Genomic DNA, 16530 nt, shown 5'->3' with positions numbered 1-16530 from the left:
AGAAGTGTCATAGAGAAAAAGATGGTCATGTTGATCATCTTTTTTCGTTTTTTCTTGTTAAATAGTGTAAACTATTCAACAGAATCATTTATTAAGGAGTTATTTATGTTCAAAATAGGTTATCGTACGCTAAAAACAGCTCTGGGTACTACGATTGCGGTTATACTGGCACAGTTCATTGGCTTGGAGTATTTTACCTCAGCAGGGATTATCACAATTCTTTGCATACAAGTTACAAAAAAGAAATCACTTAGGAGTTCATGGGCAAGGTTCCTGGCCTGTTCAATTGCCATGATCTTTTCTTTTATTTTCTTTGAGGGAATTGCCTATCATCCGTTAGTTATTGGTTTTTTATTACTAATCTTTATTCCTACTACCGTCAAAGTGAAAGCTACAGAAGGAATTGTAACCAGTACGGTTGTTATTTTTCATCTATATAGTACAAATGACATTACGTTCCATGTTATTGGTAATGAATTGTTACTAGTGACAATAGGTATTGGTGTTGCACTAGTCATGAATTTGTATATGCCGAGTGTTGAGAAAAAATTAAAAAACTATCAAATTCAGATTGAAGAAAATCTAGCAATTATTTTTCGTGAAATCGAACTATATCTAATAGAAAAAGATAGAAAATGGGATGGAAAAGAGATCACCATAACAGCAATTCAGATTGATGAGGCTAAAACACTAGCATTTCGTGATGTCGAAAATCATTTTTTGCGCCATGAAAATTCATATTATCACTACTTTAAAATGAGAGAAAAGCAATTTGAAATTATTGAGCGTGTTATTCCGAGTATTACATCTATACATATTGCAGTTGAACAAAGTAAGATGATTGCTGACTTTCTTCATGAACTAAGTTTAAATATCCATCCTGGAAATACGGCACATAAATTTTTAGTCCAGCTTTTTAATATGAAGAAGTCATTTGAAGAAATGGAATTACCGAAAACTAGAGAGGAATTTGAAGCAAGAGCAGCTTTATATCATTTTATAAGAGAGATGGAGCAATATCTCATTATTAAAAGTCAGTTTAAAGGAATGGAATCCTAACTTATAGATCATATTAAGGGAAAAAGGATGCTGATTGAATGAGATATTTGCTTCTTTTTCTTTTCATTATTCAATCCCCAATTTGGCCACTCGGTGAAAATCCTCTTCCAGGTGATCCGTATTTAATTATTAATAAGCAAACAAATGAACTGGCGTTTGTCAATGATAATGAAGTAAAAGAGATTTATCAAGTCGCAACAGGTATAACTGAAGAGCATACTCCTGAAGGTGAATTTACTGTTATCGTTAAAGCGGTTGATCCGTATTATCGTAAAAAGAACATACCTGGTGGTGATAAAAGGAATCCGCTTGGCACCAGGTGGATAGGCTTTGATGCTGAAGGAACTGATGGACGGACATATGGTATACACGGGACAAACAATGATCAATCAATAGGCTCCTATGTTACTCAAGGATGTGTAAGATTACAAAACAAAGTAGTGGAAGCTATTTATGAAAATATTCCTTTAGGAACAAAAGTTTTCATTACAAATTCTGATTTATCTTTTGAGCAGTTAGCAGTTGAAAATGGAGCTATTAAAAAAGAGTCTGAACCACAATAATAAATTGTGGTCAGGCTCTTTTTTATATAATCGGATAGTCTAAAATTTTATGGAAGATAGTATAAGTAAAACAAAGGCATTAAGAATTAGCGACATGCCAAGTATTTTACAATATCTTTTTTTTATTCTTAAAACCAAGCAGAAACACCTGCAAGTAAAGTCGTAATCAGCATAACGCCAATCATTAAATAAACAAAAACTTTTTGTGTTTTTCGGGACATATTTCTTCACTCCTTGTTACTCTTATTCTAACGTGAAAGGATCAATCGGACAACCATTAAAATGTGAAAGAAATTCGTCAAAAAAAGAGGGATTTCTTTATTAGGAAGAGAAGATTATTATATTGTGATAACGCTTTCATGAAAAGGTGGGGTTACAAATGGTAAAGAAAATTGATCATATTGGAATTGCTGTTTATTCAATTGAAGAAGCATTGCCTTTTTATAAGGATGTTTTGCGGTTGAAATATATAGGAACGGAAGAGGTTCACTCACAGCAAGTTAAAGTTGCATTTTTATCAGCTGAGGAAACAAAGATTGAATTACTGGAACCAATGTCATCCGAAAGTCCAATAGCAAATTTTTTGCAAAAAAAAGGAGAAGGTATCCATCATATAGCATTTGGAGTGAATGATCTTTCCTCTCGACTAGTAGAATTAAAAACAAACGGTATTCCCCTTATTGATGAAGTACCTCGAATGGGAGCGGCTAATTTTCAAATTGCATTTCTACATCCCAAAGCAGCTAAAAACGTATTGGTTGAATTATGTGAAAAAAATGATGGGGGTGAGCGGAATGAATCATGATATTTATGACAAGATAAATGAATTATACGATAGAAGACGTGAAGTGGAACTTGGCGGTGGGGATAAAAAAGTAGAAAAACAACACGAAAAGGGAAAACTAACGGCTAGAGAGAGAATTGATCTATTACTTGATGAAGGATCATTCGTTGAAATCAATCCATTTATTGAGCATAGGTGCAATGACTTTGGACTTTCCTCTAAAAAAGGTCCTGGTGATGGAGTTGTTACAGGATTCGGTAAAGTACATGGAAGGCCAGTATATTTATTTTCTCAGGATTTTACCGTTTTTGGAGGAGCATTGGGTGAAATGCATGCAAAGAAGATTGCTGCTGTCATGGATCTAGCTGCAAAAAACGGCACACCTTTTATTGGACTCAACGACTCAGGCGGTGCGAGAATACAGGAAGGTGTGGTATCATTAGATGGTTACGGACAAATTTTTTACAGAAACACGATCTACTCAGGTGTGATTCCTCAAATTTCTGTCATTCTTGGGCCATGTGCTGGCGGAGCGGTCTACTCACCCGCAATTACAGATTTTGTGTTTATGGTGGAAAAGACAAGTCAGATGTTTATTACAGGACCAAAAGTGATTGAAACTGTAACAGGTGAAAAGATAAGCTCCGAGGATTTAGGAGGAGCTACTGTACATAATACAATAAGTGGTAATGCTCATTTTTCTGGAGAAACTGAAAAGGAAGTACTAAACCAAGTACGGAATTTATTATGTTATTTACCACAAAATAATGAACAAAAACCACCAGTCTCTCAATATAATGGGGAATCAGATTATCGCCCTGATTTAACAGAGGTTATTCCTTTTGACACTGTTCGTCCTTACGATGTTCGACTCGTAGTTGAACAGGTTGTTGATAAAGACTCTTTTTTTGAAATACATAAAAACTTTGCCAAAAACATCGTAATTGGATTAGCGAGAATAAAGGGAGAGGTAGTGGGACTTGTTTGTAATCAGCCAAAATATATGGCAGGTGGACTAGATATTGACTCATCTGATAAAGCAGCCAGGTTTATTCGCTTCTGTGATTCGTTTCAAATTCCACTCATAACATTTGAAGATGTCACTGGTTTCTTTCCGGGTGTCAAACAGGAACATGGCGGTATTATCCGACATGGTGCAAAGATTTTATATGCATACTCTGAAGCGACAGTTCCCAAGTTAACGATTATCTTACGTAAAGCTTATGGGGGTGCATACGTTGCATTGAATAGTAAATCAATAGGAGCAGATCTTGTTTTTGCTTGGCCAAATGCAGAGATAGCGGTAATGGGACCACAAGGAGCAGCTAATATTATATTTGCAAAGGAAATTGAAGAAAGTGCTAATCCTGAACAAACGAGAGCGCAAAAAATTGAGGAATATCGTCAAAAGTTTGCAAATCCATATGTTGCGGCAAGTCAAGGAATGGTCGATGATGTTATTGATCCGCGAGAAACCCGAATTAAGATTATTCAGGCACTTGACATGTTAAAAACCAAAAAAGAAAGTAGACCAACAAAGAAGCATGGGAATATTCCCCTTTAATTTAATTGGAGGTAATAAATGATGATTAATAAAGAACGCTTACTTGATGAGTTTTTAGAACTCGTTCAAATTGATTCAGAAACAAAATTTGAAACAGAAATTGCAAAAGTACTAAAGCAAAAATTTACAGATCTAGGTTTAAACGTAATTGAAGATGACTCCATGAAAACAACTGGTCATGGAGCTGGAAACTTGATCTGTACTCTCGAAGCAACAGCAGAAAATGTTGATACCATTTATTTTACTTCTCACATGGACACGGTTGTTCCGGGTAAAGGAATTAAACCAAGTATTAAAGATGGGTATGTAGTGACAGATGGAACGACGATTCTTGGTGCAGATGATAAGGCTGGTTTAGCGGCAATGCTTGAGGCGATTAAAACCCTGAAGGAGCAAAGTGTTGCTCATGGAAAAATTGAATTTGTAATTACTGCTGGTGAAGAGTCAGGTCTAGTAGGTGCAAAGGCGTTAGATCCTAGTTTAATGACTGCTAAATACGGATATGCTCTGGATAGTGATGGTAAAGTTGGTACAATCATTGTGGCTGCTCCAACTCAAGCAAAAGTGAAAGCGACCATTTATGGAAAAACAGCGCATGCTGGTGTAGCACCGGAAAAAGGTGTATCTGCCATTACTATTGCGGCAAAGGCGATTGCAAAAATGCCTCTAGGTAGAATTGATCATGAAACAACAGCAAACATTGGTCGTTTCGAGGGTGGAACGCAGACTAACATTGTTTGTGATCTTGTTCATATTTTGGCTGAAGCTAGATCTCTTATCCCGGAAAAAATGGAAGCACAAGTGAAAAAAATGAAAGATGCATTTGAAAGTGTTGCTTCTGAAATGGGAGGAAAAGCTGAAGTAGAAGTAGACGTCATGTACCCTGGTTTCAAATTTGGTGATGGCGACCATGTAGTTGAAGTGGCGAAGAGAGCTGCGGCCAAAATTGGACGTCAAAGCGAGCTTCAAACAAGCGGTGGCGGTAGTGATGCAAATGTCATTGCAGGAAATGGAGTACCTACTGTCAATTTAGCGGTTGGGTATGAAGAAATTCATACAACAAATGAGAAGATGCCGATTGAAGAGCTGGAAAAAACAGCTGAGTTGGTTTTAGCAATTATTCAAGAAGTTGCACAACAGTAATTAAGAAAAAGGTTGCCTTTTATATAAGGCAGCCTTTTTGGTGTTTCTTACCCAAATTGTATGTAATCCTCCATTTCACAAGTTTATTACCATCAATAGTTTTTTCAAAAATAAAGAAAATATAAAGGTAGGTGATTTTAATAAAGGAGGGGTTTGGATTGATAAAAAAGAAGCTTGGATTAGTTGCAACTAGTGTGATGATTGTTGGATTAGTCGCATGTAACAACAATGAAGGTGCATTAGATGGTGAATATAGAGACAATAATGTCGATGTTGCAGAAAATGTAAATTATAATGGCCGTAGTTATGGTCCATTAGCAAGAGACATCGATACCCGCCACCCTGAAAACAATAGGGTAAATGATGATTTCGGTTATATGAGAGATCGGATGCCAACAAGAGATCCTAATAACATGACTATTTCAAGCTCAAAAACAGATTTAACAAGTAAAGAATATCCGCATACAAGAGCTATTGCTGTACAAGATGCTAAATTTAAATTTATAAGAGCTAATTCTAAAGAAGAAGCTGAACAGCAGGCACGTCAATTTATTGATCAACAAAAAGAGAGAGCTCTTCAATATGGTAATCAGTTTGCTCTGCAAGGTCAATCACAACAACAACAGGCTGCAGACAGACAGCAGGCACCTACTGATCAACAAGCTCAAACTAATCAACAACAAAATCAAGCACCTGCTCAGCAACAAGAGCAAGCGCCTGCCCAACCAAAAGAGCAAGCACCTACTCAGCAACAAGAGCAAGCGCCTGCCCAACCAAAAGAGCAAGCTCCTGAACAGCAGCAAAAACAAGCACCAGCTGAAGCTCCAAAGGAAAATAAGTCTCAGGGTCAAGGGGTTAGTCAAGTTGCACAACAGGTAATTGATTTAACAAATGCTGAAAGAAAGAAAAATGGATTACCAGCACTTAAAGCAGACACGCAATTAAGTGGCGTAGCTCAGAAAAAATCTGAAGATATGCGTCAAAATAACTATTTCTCACATACAAGTCCTACCTATGGTTCTCCGTTTGATATGATGAGAGATTTTGGTGTGACGTATAAAACGGCTGGAGAGAACATTGCCCAAGGTCAACGCTCAGCACAAGAAGTTGTTCAGGCATGGATGAATAGTGAAGGGCACAGAAAGAATATTTTAAGTAAAGATTTTACCCATATTGGGATTGGTTATGACTCTAATGGTCATCACTGGACGCAAATGTTTATTGGAAAATAACCAGACTGAGGCTATCTGTATTAGATAGCCTCTTTATTTTGAAAAATTTGACAGTAGATGGTTAACGATGCTGAAAATGCTTGTAATAAAATATGACGTAATTATTGAATTATTACATAAAACGAAGGATAGAACCACTCTATATGTTAGCGATTACATTAAAAGTTTTTGAAAAATTACAAAAAAATATTGTTTAGTTAGGGAAATTCTGTATAATGTGAATATATAAATGTTAACTTTTCTTACATATTAGGTTAGGGTTTATGTCTTTTGTTGTTAGTTATATTACAGAAAAAGGGAGTGTTGATGTGTTGAAAGTAAAAAAAGGGATTTTAGCTATGATTATGTCTGTATTTATGCTAGGTGCTTGTGCAGCCCAGACGAGTAATCCGACCTCGGAAAATGAATCAAGTAATTCATCCGCAACAACTAGTACTGACAGTGATACAGTTCAAGTCGGTATTTTACATTCTTTAAGTGGAACGATGGCGATAAGTGAGGTTTCCTTACGTGATGCAGAGTTAATGGCAATTGAGGAAATTAATGCTGCAGGTGGAGTATTAGGAAAGCAGATCGAGCCAATCGTTGAAGATGGAGCTTCGGACTGGCCAACTTTCGCAGAAAAGGCAAGAAAACTTCTTCAACAAGATAAAGTAGCAACCATTTTTGGTGGATGGACTTCTGCAAGCCGTAAAGCAATGCTTCCAGTTGTAGAACAAAATAATGGTTTATTATGGTATCCAGTTCAGTACGAGGGGATGGAACAATCTCCAAATATTTTTTATACAGGTGCTACAACCAATCAACAAATTGTCCCTGCTATCGATTGGATGTTGGAAAATCAAGGTAAAAATATTTTCTTAGTAGGATCTGATTATGTATTTCCTCGTACAGCAAATAAAATTGTGAATGCACAACTTAAAGCAAAAGGAGGAACAGTAGTTGCAGAAGAATACACACCTCTCGGACACACAGATTACAACACCATTATTAGTAAGATAAAAGCAGAAAAACCAGATGCTATATTCAATACGTTAAATGGAGACAGTAATGTTGCTTTCTTCAAACAACTTAAAGATGCAGGAATAACTCCTGAAGACATTCCTGTTATGTCAGTAAGTGTAGCTGAAGAAGAAATTCGTGGAATTGGAACAGATGTATTAGAAGGACATTATGCAGCATGGAATTATTATCAAACAACAGATACTCCAGAGAATAAGACTTTTGTTGAGAATTATAAAGCTAAATATGGTGAAGACAGAGTAACTGGTGATCCGATTGAAGCAGCTTATATTGCTGTTTATTTATGGAAAGAAGCAGTTGAAAAAGCCGGCTCCTTTGAAGTAGATAAAGTAAAGGAAGCGTCAGATGGCATCGAATTCAAAGCACCGGGTGGTGTTGTGAAAATTGACGGTGAAACACAGCATATTTATAAGACTGTTCGTATCGGAGAAGTTCAGGCAGATGGGCAATTCAAGGAAGTTTGGAATTCTGGTGAGCAGGTAAAGCCTGATCCATACTTAAAGTCTTATGACTGGGCTGAAGGTTTAAGTCCGGAATAAGTAAAGTAATAGATACCTAGTCTGATTGCTGGCTAGGTATCTAAATGGTAAGAAGGTAACGAGCAAATCAGGGTTAGATATAACAATGTACCTTTTGAAAATGATTTGCTAGCGTGATTATCTGATCCCGCTTAACTATTATCTTCACAGAAAAGGAGGAAAAGTCCTTGTCGATTATTATTTCACAATTATTCAATGGGCTTAGTCTTGGATCAATTTTATTATTGATTGCGCTTGGTCTCGCTATTACATTCGGTCTTATGAATATTATTAATATGGCTCATGGAGAATTTATCATGATTGGAGCATATACCACCTATGTACTCCAGCAAGTGTTTGTTCAATATCTCCCAAAATCATTATTTGACTACTATTTTATTCTTTCAATTCCTTTATCCTTTTTAATTGCTGCACTTATTGGTCTTATTATGGAGAAAACAATTGTAAGATTTCTCTATGAACGACCACTTGATAGCCTGCTGGCAACATGGGGAGTAAGTCTTATATTGCAGCAAACTGCCCGGTCGATTTTTGGTGCGCCAAATGTTGCGGTTGTAGCACCTGAATGGTTAAATGGTGGGCTTACTGTAGCAGGACTTACTTTCCCGTATAAACGTTTATTTATTATCGCCCTTGTTCTCGTAAGCATTTTAATGTTGTTTATATATCTATATAAAACCTCTTCAGGAAGAAGAATGAAAGCAGTAACGTTAAATCGTAATATGGCGTCTTGCCTAGGTGTCTCAACTAGAAGTGTCGATAGTACGGCTTTTGCACTGGGGAGTGGATTTGCCGGGGTTGCAGGTTGTTCCTTAACGTTAATCGGTTCTATTGGTCCAACACTTGGCACTTCTTATATTGTAGATGCTTTTATGATTGTTATTTTAGGTGGAGTTGGAAAACTAAAAGGCACGATCTTAGCGGCGTTAATCTTGGGTGTTTTAAGTACATTTGTTGAGCTATCTACTAGTGCAACAATTGCGAAAGTAATTGTTTTTGCCTTTATTATTCTTTTCCTTCAGTGGAAGCCAACGGGTCTCGTCAATGTAAAGGTTCGAGCATTAGACTAACGGAGGTGTAATATGATTAAAAAATATAGTCAAGGGGCTTATTATGGAGTTTTTTTTCTTATGTTACTTGTAGCTCCATTGCTACTTTCCGAGTTTAGAATAGGTTTATTGGCAAAGTTTTTGTGCTTTGCAATAATCGCAGTTGGAATAAGCTTAATTTGGGGATTTACCGGTATCTTAAGCTTAGGGCATGGTGTGTTTTTTGGGCTGGGTGCTTATTGTATGGCAATGTATTTAAAGCTTGAAGCATCGCCGTCAGGAATTCCCGATTTTATGGAATGGAACGGGATTACGGAAATACCTTTTGTATGGACATTATTTAAAAATCCGCTCTTTGCCATTTCAGCAGCTATATTGCTCCCGTTTATCATTGCAGCGGTGATTGGGTATTTTACATTTAAAAATCGAATTAAAGGGGTGTTTTTTTCACTGATATCTCAGGCGGTTGTTGTTGTGACGGTTACTTTGTTTATTGGTGGACAACACATTACTGGCGGTACAAGTGGATTGACCAACTTTTTTACAATCTTTCAAGTCCCATTAGCAGATCCTGGAACAAAGAGAATCTTATATTTTGTAACAGTTGGGTTATTAGCGGTCATTATGGGAGTGGCGTTAGTGTTAACAAAGTCTCGATTTGGAAGGTTGCTTATTGCGATTCGAGATGGAGAAAACCGCCTTCGTTTCCTCGGTTATAATCCTACATTTTATAAAGTGTTTATATATGCTTTATCTGCAGCATTTGCAGGAGTGGCTGGAGCTCTTTTCGTATTACAGGTTGGTATTATTACACCGGAGATGATGGGAATCATTCCTTCAATTGAAATGGTCCTATGGGTAGCAATTGGAGGTCGTCATTCCATTTTAGGTGCTGTTATTGGAGCTATTTTAACAAATACAGCCAAAAGCTTTTTGAGTGAAACATATCCGGACTTTTGGACGATCTTCCTAGGTGCGCTATTCCTTATTGTTGTTCTTTATTTACCAAATGGTTTAGCTGGCTTAGTTGAAAAGATTAAGATGAGATTTTTTAAAAAAGACAAGGTAAAGGAGGCGAATCAAAGTGAAGTCGATACTCTCGTGTCATGATGTCGTTGTAGATTTTTCTGGTTTTAAGGCATTGCAAGGAGTTAATTTGGATGTTGAAAGCAAAGGGGTTTTGTTTTTAATAGGTCCAAATGGAGCAGGGAAGACGACATTATTGGATGTGATTTGTGGGAAAACCCGTGCAACAGGAGGAAATATCACCTTTAAAGATGATATTTCATTAGAAAAACTGCCAGAACAAAAAATTGTAGAAACAGGAATAGCCCGAAAGTTTCAAGCTCCAAGTATTTTTTTACACTTAACATCTTTTGAAAATTTAGAGATTGCGATGAAGCAAAAGAAAAATTTATTTTCTATTCTTATCGCGAGATTATCTGATACACAAAAGGACAAAATTGATGTGATGTTAAAGAAAATAGGATTGTTTGAAGTTCGGCATGAAAAAGCCGGTGCTTTATCACATGGACAAAAGCAGTGGCTGGAAATCGGAATGCAATTAATTCAGGAACCCACATTATTATTATTAGATGAACCAATCGCAGGGATGTCTGGTGAAGAAAGAACAAAAACAGGTGAATTAATTTTAGAAATTTCCAAAGAATGTTCTGTTTTAATTGTAGAGCATGATATGGATTTTGTACGAAAATATTCTACTAAAGTCGTGGTCATGCACGAAGGGAAGGTGCTTTGTCAGGGTGAAATGAAGGATATTCAGGAAAATGAAGAAGTGAAGAATGTATATCTAGGAAGGAGCGGGTAATATGCTTCATGTTTCAAACCTGCAAGCGGGATATGATGAGACTATTATTTTACGGAATGTAGATTTTGAGATACCGGAGGGAAAAATTGTTGGTCTTCTTGGACGAAATGGTGTAGGGAAAACAACATTAATGAAAGTATTAATGGGTCTATTGCCTATGACAAGCGGGACTATTCAGTATGAAGGAAAGAATTTTAAAAGGGAAAGACCAGAACATCGTGCAAGAGCTGGGATTGCTTATGTTCCACAAGGTAGAGAAATCTTTTCTGATCTATCAATTAGAGAAAATCTGCTATTAGGAATGGAGGCATTACCAAAAGCTCAACGCTCTTCAACAATTCCGGAGGAAATTTTCAAATGGTTTCCAGTATTAAAAGAAATGATAGATCGCAAAGGCGGAGATTTAAGTGGCGGCCAGCAGCAACAATTGGCAATAGCAAGAGCCTTAGTATCAAATCCGAAGCTATTACTATTAGATGAGCCTATGGAAGGTATCCAGCCTTCTATTGTTCAATTGATCCAGGATGTGCTTGTTCAAATCGCCCAGGAAAAAAAGATAGGGATTATATTGGTAGAACATAATCTAGATGCGGTATTATCGTGTGCAGATCAGTTCTATATTCTTGATAGAGGCAGAATGGTTATGAGTGGAAGTTGTGACAACATAAATGAAGAGGACCTTCAAAGTCACTTAGCTGTATAAGGGGGAATACGAAATGAAGCTTACTTCTCGTGAGCAAGAAAAACTGATGATCGTTGTGGCAGCAGATTTAGCGAGGCGGCGACAACAAAGAGGCTTAAAGCTTAACTATCCGGAGGCTATCGCTATTTTAACCTATGAGGTACTAGAAGGAGCACGTGATGGAAGAACGGTATCAGAATTAATGCAGTATGGGCGTCAAATTCTATCGAGAGACGACGTGATGGAAGGTATTCCTGAAATGATTAATGATATTCAGGTTGAAGCAACGTTTCCGGACGGTACGAAGTTAGTGACAGTTCATGAACCTATTCAATAACCTTCTAAAAGGAGTGAGAAAATGATACCAGGAGAGCTCAAGTTAAAACAAGAACCAATTTTCTGTAACCAACATAAACAAACGATACGACTGGAAGTAGTAAACAATGGTGATCGTCCTGTGCAAATAGGTTCCCATTTTCATTTTTATGAAGTGAATCGTTCACTGGAATTTGAACGGAAGAAATCTTATGGAAAAAGATTAAATATACCAGCCGGTACAGCTGTTCGATTTGAACCAGGAGATAAAAAAATAATCGAGCTCATTTCTTTTTCAGGTGAAAGAAAAATATTTGGGTTAAATAATTTAACAAATGATGCACTAGATAAGGGAGTGTAGCTATGAGCTTTCGTATGTCAAGACATCAATATGCGGACATGTTTGGTCCAACGGTTGGTGACCAGGTAAGACTTGGAGACACGGAATTATTCATTGAAGTTGAGAAGGATTTTACCACTTACGGTGATGAAGTGAAATTTGGTGGTGGGAAAGTAATACGTGATGGAATGGGACAGCATCCATTAGCAACAAGAGAAGAAGTAGTTGATCTTGTTGTAACGAATGCTCTAATCCTTGATTATACAGGAATTTACAAGGCGGATATTGGTATTAAAGAGGGGATAATCATATCGATTGGGAAGGCCGGAAACCCTCTTATTATGGATTCAGTTGATATTGTCATAGGTGCTTCAACAGAGGTGATTGCTGCAGAGGGAATGATTGTAACGGCAGGAGGAATTGATGCTCATATCCATTTTATTTGCCCTCAACAAATCCAAACGGCAATTGAATCAGGTATGACTACGATGATTGGAGGGGGAACCGGTCCGGCAACCGGAACTAATGCGACAACTTGTACACCTGGTGCGTGGAATATTCACCAAATGCTAAAAGCTGCTGAGGAGTTTCCTGTTAACTTGGGTTTTCTCGGAAAAGGTAACGCTTCCAACGAAGAGGCACTTATTGAACAAATTCAAGCAGGTGCTATTGGCCTTAAGCTTCATGAAGATTGGGGAACCACAACTTCCAATATAGATAAAGCATTATCAGTAGCTGATAAATATGATATTCAAATCGCGATTCATACTGACACTCTTAATGAAGGTGGCTTTGTAGAGGATACATTAAAAGCTATTGATGGGCGTGTGATACATACCTATCATACAGAAGGTGCTGGTGGAGGTCATGCCCCTGACATCATAAAGGCAGCATCTTACCCGAATATACTTCCATCTTCAACAAATCCGACACGTCCCTATACAGTGAATACCATTGCAGAACATTTAGATATGTTGATGGTTTGTCATCATTTAGACCCTTCCGTTCCGGAGGATTTGGCTTTTGCAGACTCTCGTATTCGGAAAGAAACGATTGCTGCAGAGGACATTCTTCATGATTTAGGTGTTTTTAGCATGATTAGCTCCGATTCCCAGGCGATGGGAAGAGTAGGTGAAGTAATCTCAAGAACATGGCAAACAGCTGATAAGATGAAGCGGCAACGGGGAGAACTTGTTGAAGGTGAAGAAAATGATAACGTTAGAGCAAAAAGATATATAGCAAAATATACCATCAATCCAGCTATCACACATGGAATTTCTGAGTATGTAGGTTCGATAGAAGTCGGGAAAATGGCTGATTTTGTCTTGTGGAATCCGGCATTTTTTGGGGCTAAACCGGAATTGGTTGTTAAAGGAGGGATGATTGTATGGAGTGTAATGGGAGATCCAAATGCATCTATTCCAACCCCGCAGCCCGCATTATATCGTCCTATGTTTGCGAGTTTTGGCAAGGCAAAGCATTCAACCTCGATGACATTTCTGTCCAAAGCTGCTTTTGACAAGAATATTCATGGGTTACTTGGACTTGAAAAAAAGATTGGTGTGGTAAAAAATATTCGCCAACTTAAAAAGAAGGATATGAAATTAAACGGAGAAACACCATCCATTGAAGTGGACCCTCAGACCTATGAGGTTATGGTTGATGGAGAGTTAATTACCTGTGAACCTGATGAGAAGGTTTCATTAGCACAACGATACTTTTTATTTTGAGGTGAAATGATGATTATTGAACAGATTATAGGAAACGTAAGAGAATTAGAGCAAGCACCACATCATGTAGAACGTGTGTATTTAAAAAGTGATGATTTAGTAAAGAAGATACAGCGCGTAAAAACAGATCATGGAAATGAACTGGGCATTCGACTTAAACAAGGAAAAGAACTGGTTGACGGGGACATTCTGTACCACGATGAAAAAAACTCTATCATTATAAGTGTGCTTGCTGATGATGTTATTGTCATTCAACCAATAAGTATTTTACAAATGGGAGAAATTGCTCATCAACTTGGTAACCGCCATTTACCGGCACAATTTGAAGAAAACGAAATGATTGTTCAGTATGACTATCTTGTTGAAAGGTTATTAGAAGAGCTGGGAGTACCTTACACAAGAGAAGAACGTAAAATGAGCAAAGCCTTTAAACATATCGGGCATTCCCATGACTAAACAACTGTTTCATCTGCTTCAAATCTGTGATTCCAATTTTCCTTCCGGAGCATTTTCACATTCCTTTGGAATAGAAACGTATATTCAAGAAAATAAAATTACGAATAAAGATACCTTTCTGGCAGCACTTATACAATACTTACAAACACAATTTGTTTACACAGATGGTCTTGCCTGCAGGTTAGTCTATGAATCTATTAAAGCAAATAAGATTGAATCGGTCTGGACAATAGACAAAGAGTTAAATGCTCTTGCTATAGCGAGAGAAACCCGTGAAGGAAATCGAAGAGTTGGTCGACAAATGGTAAAGGTAATGAACCAGCTCTTCCCGAATGAACATTTGAATTTGTATCAAGGGAAAATCAAACATAAACAAGCTTACGGTCACAGCTCAGTTGTGTATGCGATGGTTTGTCTGGAGTTGGATATTGATATAGAAACAACACTTTCTACTTATCTTTTTGCTACCACTTCATCACTTGTACAAAACGCTATAAGAGGAATTCCTATCGGTCAGACAGATGGGCAAAGAATCTTAGTTACATTACAACCATATCTAATAGAAAAAGTGAAGGAAATTTTGTTTTTAGACGAAGAAGATTTTGGAGCAGGTGCACCTGGTCTTGAAATTGCCCAAATGCATCATGAACAGCTTTCTGTTCGTCTATTTATGTCATGAAAAATGAAAGGATGAAATAATATGAGTGAACCAATTCGTATAGGAATCGGAGGACCTGTTGGTGCAGGGAAAACATTGCTGGTAGATAAGTTAACAAGAGAGCTAATGAAGGAGTTTGAGGTCGCGGTTATCACAAATGATATATATACGAAAGAGGATGCTCAATTTTTAATTAAGAATGGTGCCTTACCGGAAGATCGCATCATCGGTGTTGAAACGGGAGGATGTCCGCATACTGCAATTCGAGAAGATGCATCAATGAATTTTGATGCAATTGATGAATTAAATGACCGCCATCCAAGTCTAGATTTGATTTTTGTGGAAAGTGGTGGTGATAATTTAGCTGCTACCTTTAGTCCTGAATTGGTCGACTTTTCAATTTATATTATTGATGTTGCCCAAGGGGAGAAAATCCCTCGCAAAGGTGGGCAGGGAATGATTAAATCTGACCTGTTTATAATTAATAAAATTGATTTAGCACCATATGTAGGAGCAGATCTTGAAGTAATGCGAAAAGATACATTAGTATCCCGCGGTGATCGCCCATATATTTTTACAAATCTCAAAGATGGTACCGGGGTAAAGGAAGTGGTCGACTGGATTCGCAAAGAAGCCTTTTTAGTTGGTCTTGAGGCATGACATATACCGGCTACCTGGAGCTAACGGTAGAAAAAAAGCATCACCGTTCTTTCGTTAGCAATAGCTTTTTTGATGGAGTTTTAAAAATTACTAGACCAACATACTTGCCAGAAGGTCTTCCTCTTTTAACTTTAATCCATGTCGGTGGCGGTTATGTAGATGGAGATTCTTATAAAACTGAGGTAGTAGTTGGGAAGGATGCGAAGCTGGCATTAACCACTCAGGCTTCTACTAAAATTTACAAGTCGCTTCGATTAGGTGTTCGTCAAGAAATGGATTACTTTTTACATGACGGAAGCGAATTACTTGTTAAACAAGACCCGTTAATTGCATACAAAGATGCACGGTTTTCTCAAGTTACAAATGTATATATGGAGTCTACATCGACATTTTATTATACAGATATTATTACTCCAGGTTGGTCTGAGGATAGGGGATTGTTTCAGTATAAAAGGATTTCTTCTAAACTGAAAATATTTATTGATGGTGAATTGCAGGTATATGATCATCAGCTATTGATTCCCGGAGAAAATATTCAACAATTAATGCAGTTGGAAGGCTACACTCATATCGGTACATTGTTTATGATTCATCCTCAAGTTGACGAACAGTTGATTGAAAGATTAAGATCAGAATTGAGTTCTGTGAATCACTCGCGATTTGGTATTAGTGCTCTTAATGCAAAAGGACTATCAATAAGGGTATTGGCATTAAGTACTCCGGATGTTGAAGGGATTTTTTCCTTATGTGAAGGGGTTATTCGTCAGCAATTAGATAATAAAGAGATGATTGAATGGCGCAAGTGGTAGACATTTTTCCTCATGTCAAACTAGTTTAAATACAATAGCATCTTTAAATACTAAGACATTCATAGTATGATAGTCTTAGTATTTCACCTCAAGTAT

General features: G+C 37.3%; 19 protein-coding genes. 18 read left to right on the top strand and 1 reads right to left on the bottom strand.

What is annotated here, in order from left to right; all coding sequences use genetic code 11:
• The first annotated feature begins 105 nt into the window (after positions 1 to 105).
• Both HWV59_RS18610 and HWV59_RS18605 read left to right on the top strand, forming a co-directional pair.
• The gene (locus tag HWV59_RS18610; protein WP_102229321.1) at positions 106 to 1059 is read left to right on the top strand and encodes an aromatic acid exporter family protein; all 954 of its coding nucleotides are present in this window, start codon (positions 106 to 108) and stop codon (positions 1057 to 1059) included.
• A 38-nt stretch (positions 1060 to 1097) separates the two neighbouring features.
• Positions 1098 to 1622 carry a L,D-transpeptidase gene (locus HWV59_RS18605; protein WP_175639741.1) on the top strand — a complete coding sequence of 175 codons (525 nt, stop codon included), beginning with the start codon at positions 1098 to 1100 and terminating at the stop codon, positions 1620 to 1622.
• A 128-nt stretch (positions 1623 to 1750) separates the two neighbouring features.
• Here HWV59_RS18605 and prli42 read toward each other — a convergent pair whose 3' ends face one another.
• Complete coding sequence (prli42, locus tag HWV59_RS18600) at positions 1751 to 1843, bottom strand: stressosome-associated protein Prli42 (protein WP_175639740.1); 93 nt, start codon at positions 1841 to 1843, stop codon at positions 1751 to 1753.
• A gap of 158 nt (positions 1844 to 2001) precedes the next feature.
• On the opposite strand from prli42, the gene mce reads away from it, so the two are divergent.
• The 16 genes from mce to HWV59_RS18520 all read left to right on the top strand — a co-directional run bounded on the left by mce (position 2002) and on the right by HWV59_RS18520 (position 16434).
• Entirely contained in the window at positions 2002 to 2427 is a 426-nt protein-coding gene (mce, locus tag HWV59_RS18595) for a methylmalonyl-CoA epimerase (protein WP_102229319.1), read from the top strand.
• Positions 2417 to 3970, top strand: a complete 1554-nt coding sequence (locus HWV59_RS18590) for an acyl-CoA carboxylase subunit beta (RefSeq protein WP_175639739.1) — start codon at positions 2417 to 2419, stop codon at positions 3968 to 3970. Before mce ends, HWV59_RS18590 begins: the two co-directional genes overlap by 11 nt.
• Before the next feature lie 21 nt (positions 3971 to 3991).
• The gene (locus HWV59_RS18585) at positions 3992 to 5113 is read left to right on the top strand and encodes a M20/M25/M40 family metallo-hydrolase (protein WP_175640116.1); all 1122 of its coding nucleotides are present in this window, start codon (positions 3992 to 3994) and stop codon (positions 5111 to 5113) included.
• Between the two features lie 377 nt (positions 5114 to 5490).
• Positions 5491 to 6345 (top strand): CAP domain-containing protein, encoded by an 855-nt coding sequence (locus tag HWV59_RS18580; protein ID WP_235991847.1) that lies wholly within the window; start codon positions 5491 to 5493, stop codon positions 6343 to 6345.
• A gap of 338 nt (positions 6346 to 6683) precedes the next feature.
• Positions 6684 to 7907, top strand: a complete 1224-nt coding sequence (urtA, locus tag HWV59_RS18575) for an urea ABC transporter substrate-binding protein (protein ID WP_175640114.1) — start codon at positions 6684 to 6686, stop codon at positions 7905 to 7907.
• Between the two features lie 167 nt (positions 7908 to 8074).
• The gene (gene urtB / locus HWV59_RS18570; RefSeq protein ID WP_102229317.1) at positions 8075 to 8977 is read left to right on the top strand and encodes an urea ABC transporter permease subunit UrtB; all 903 of its coding nucleotides are present in this window, start codon (positions 8075 to 8077) and stop codon (positions 8975 to 8977) included.
• A gap of 15 nt (positions 8978 to 8992) precedes the next feature.
• Positions 8993 to 10066: an urea ABC transporter permease subunit UrtC gene (gene urtC / locus HWV59_RS18565; RefSeq protein WP_407941642.1), complete on the top strand. Its 1074-nt coding sequence runs from the start codon at positions 8993 to 8995 to the stop codon at positions 10064 to 10066.
• A complete protein-coding gene (urtD, locus tag HWV59_RS18560) occupies positions 10041 to 10784 on the top strand; it encodes an urea ABC transporter ATP-binding protein UrtD (RefSeq protein WP_175639738.1) in 744 nt (247 codons plus the stop codon). Before urtC ends, urtD begins: the two co-directional genes overlap by 26 nt.
• Position 10785: 1 nt before the next feature.
• A complete protein-coding gene (gene urtE / locus HWV59_RS18555; protein WP_102229314.1) occupies positions 10786 to 11487 on the top strand; it encodes an urea ABC transporter ATP-binding subunit UrtE in 702 nt (233 codons plus the stop codon).
• 13 nt (positions 11488 to 11500) lie between these two features.
• Positions 11501 to 11803, top strand: a complete 303-nt coding sequence (locus HWV59_RS18550) for an urease subunit gamma (protein WP_175639737.1) — start codon at positions 11501 to 11503, stop codon at positions 11801 to 11803.
• 21 nt (positions 11804 to 11824) lie between these two features.
• Entirely contained in the window at positions 11825 to 12142 is a 318-nt protein-coding gene (locus HWV59_RS18545) for an urease subunit beta (protein ID WP_102229312.1), read from the top strand.
• A gap of 2 nt (positions 12143 to 12144) precedes the next feature.
• Positions 12145 to 13851, top strand: a complete 1707-nt coding sequence (gene ureC / locus HWV59_RS18540) for an urease subunit alpha (protein ID WP_102229311.1) — start codon at positions 12145 to 12147, stop codon at positions 13849 to 13851.
• A gap of 9 nt (positions 13852 to 13860) precedes the next feature.
• Positions 13861 to 14307 carry an urease accessory protein UreE gene (gene ureE, locus HWV59_RS18535; RefSeq protein WP_102229310.1) on the top strand — a complete coding sequence of 149 codons (447 nt, stop codon included), beginning with the start codon at positions 13861 to 13863 and terminating at the stop codon, positions 14305 to 14307.
• On the top strand, positions 14300 to 14986 hold the full coding sequence (locus HWV59_RS18530; RefSeq protein ID WP_175639736.1) for an urease accessory protein UreF: 687 nt from the start codon (positions 14300 to 14302) through the stop codon (positions 14984 to 14986). Before ureE ends, HWV59_RS18530 begins: the two co-directional genes overlap by 8 nt.
• A gap of 21 nt (positions 14987 to 15007) precedes the next feature.
• Positions 15008 to 15625 carry an urease accessory protein UreG gene (ureG, locus tag HWV59_RS18525; RefSeq protein ID WP_102229308.1) on the top strand — a complete coding sequence of 206 codons (618 nt, stop codon included), beginning with the start codon at positions 15008 to 15010 and terminating at the stop codon, positions 15623 to 15625.
• Positions 15622 to 16434 (top strand): urease accessory protein UreD, encoded by an 813-nt coding sequence (locus HWV59_RS18520; protein ID WP_102229307.1) that lies wholly within the window; start codon positions 15622 to 15624, stop codon positions 16432 to 16434. Before ureG ends, HWV59_RS18520 begins: the two co-directional genes overlap by 4 nt.
• Positions 16435 to 16530 lie beyond the last annotated feature (96 nt).

The organism is Metabacillus schmidteae (genome assembly GCF_903166545.1).
GTDB classification, from domain to species: Bacteria; Bacillota; Bacilli; order Bacillales; family Bacillaceae; genus Metabacillus; species Metabacillus schmidteae.
This window is presented reverse-complemented; position numbering and strand designations above follow the sequence as displayed.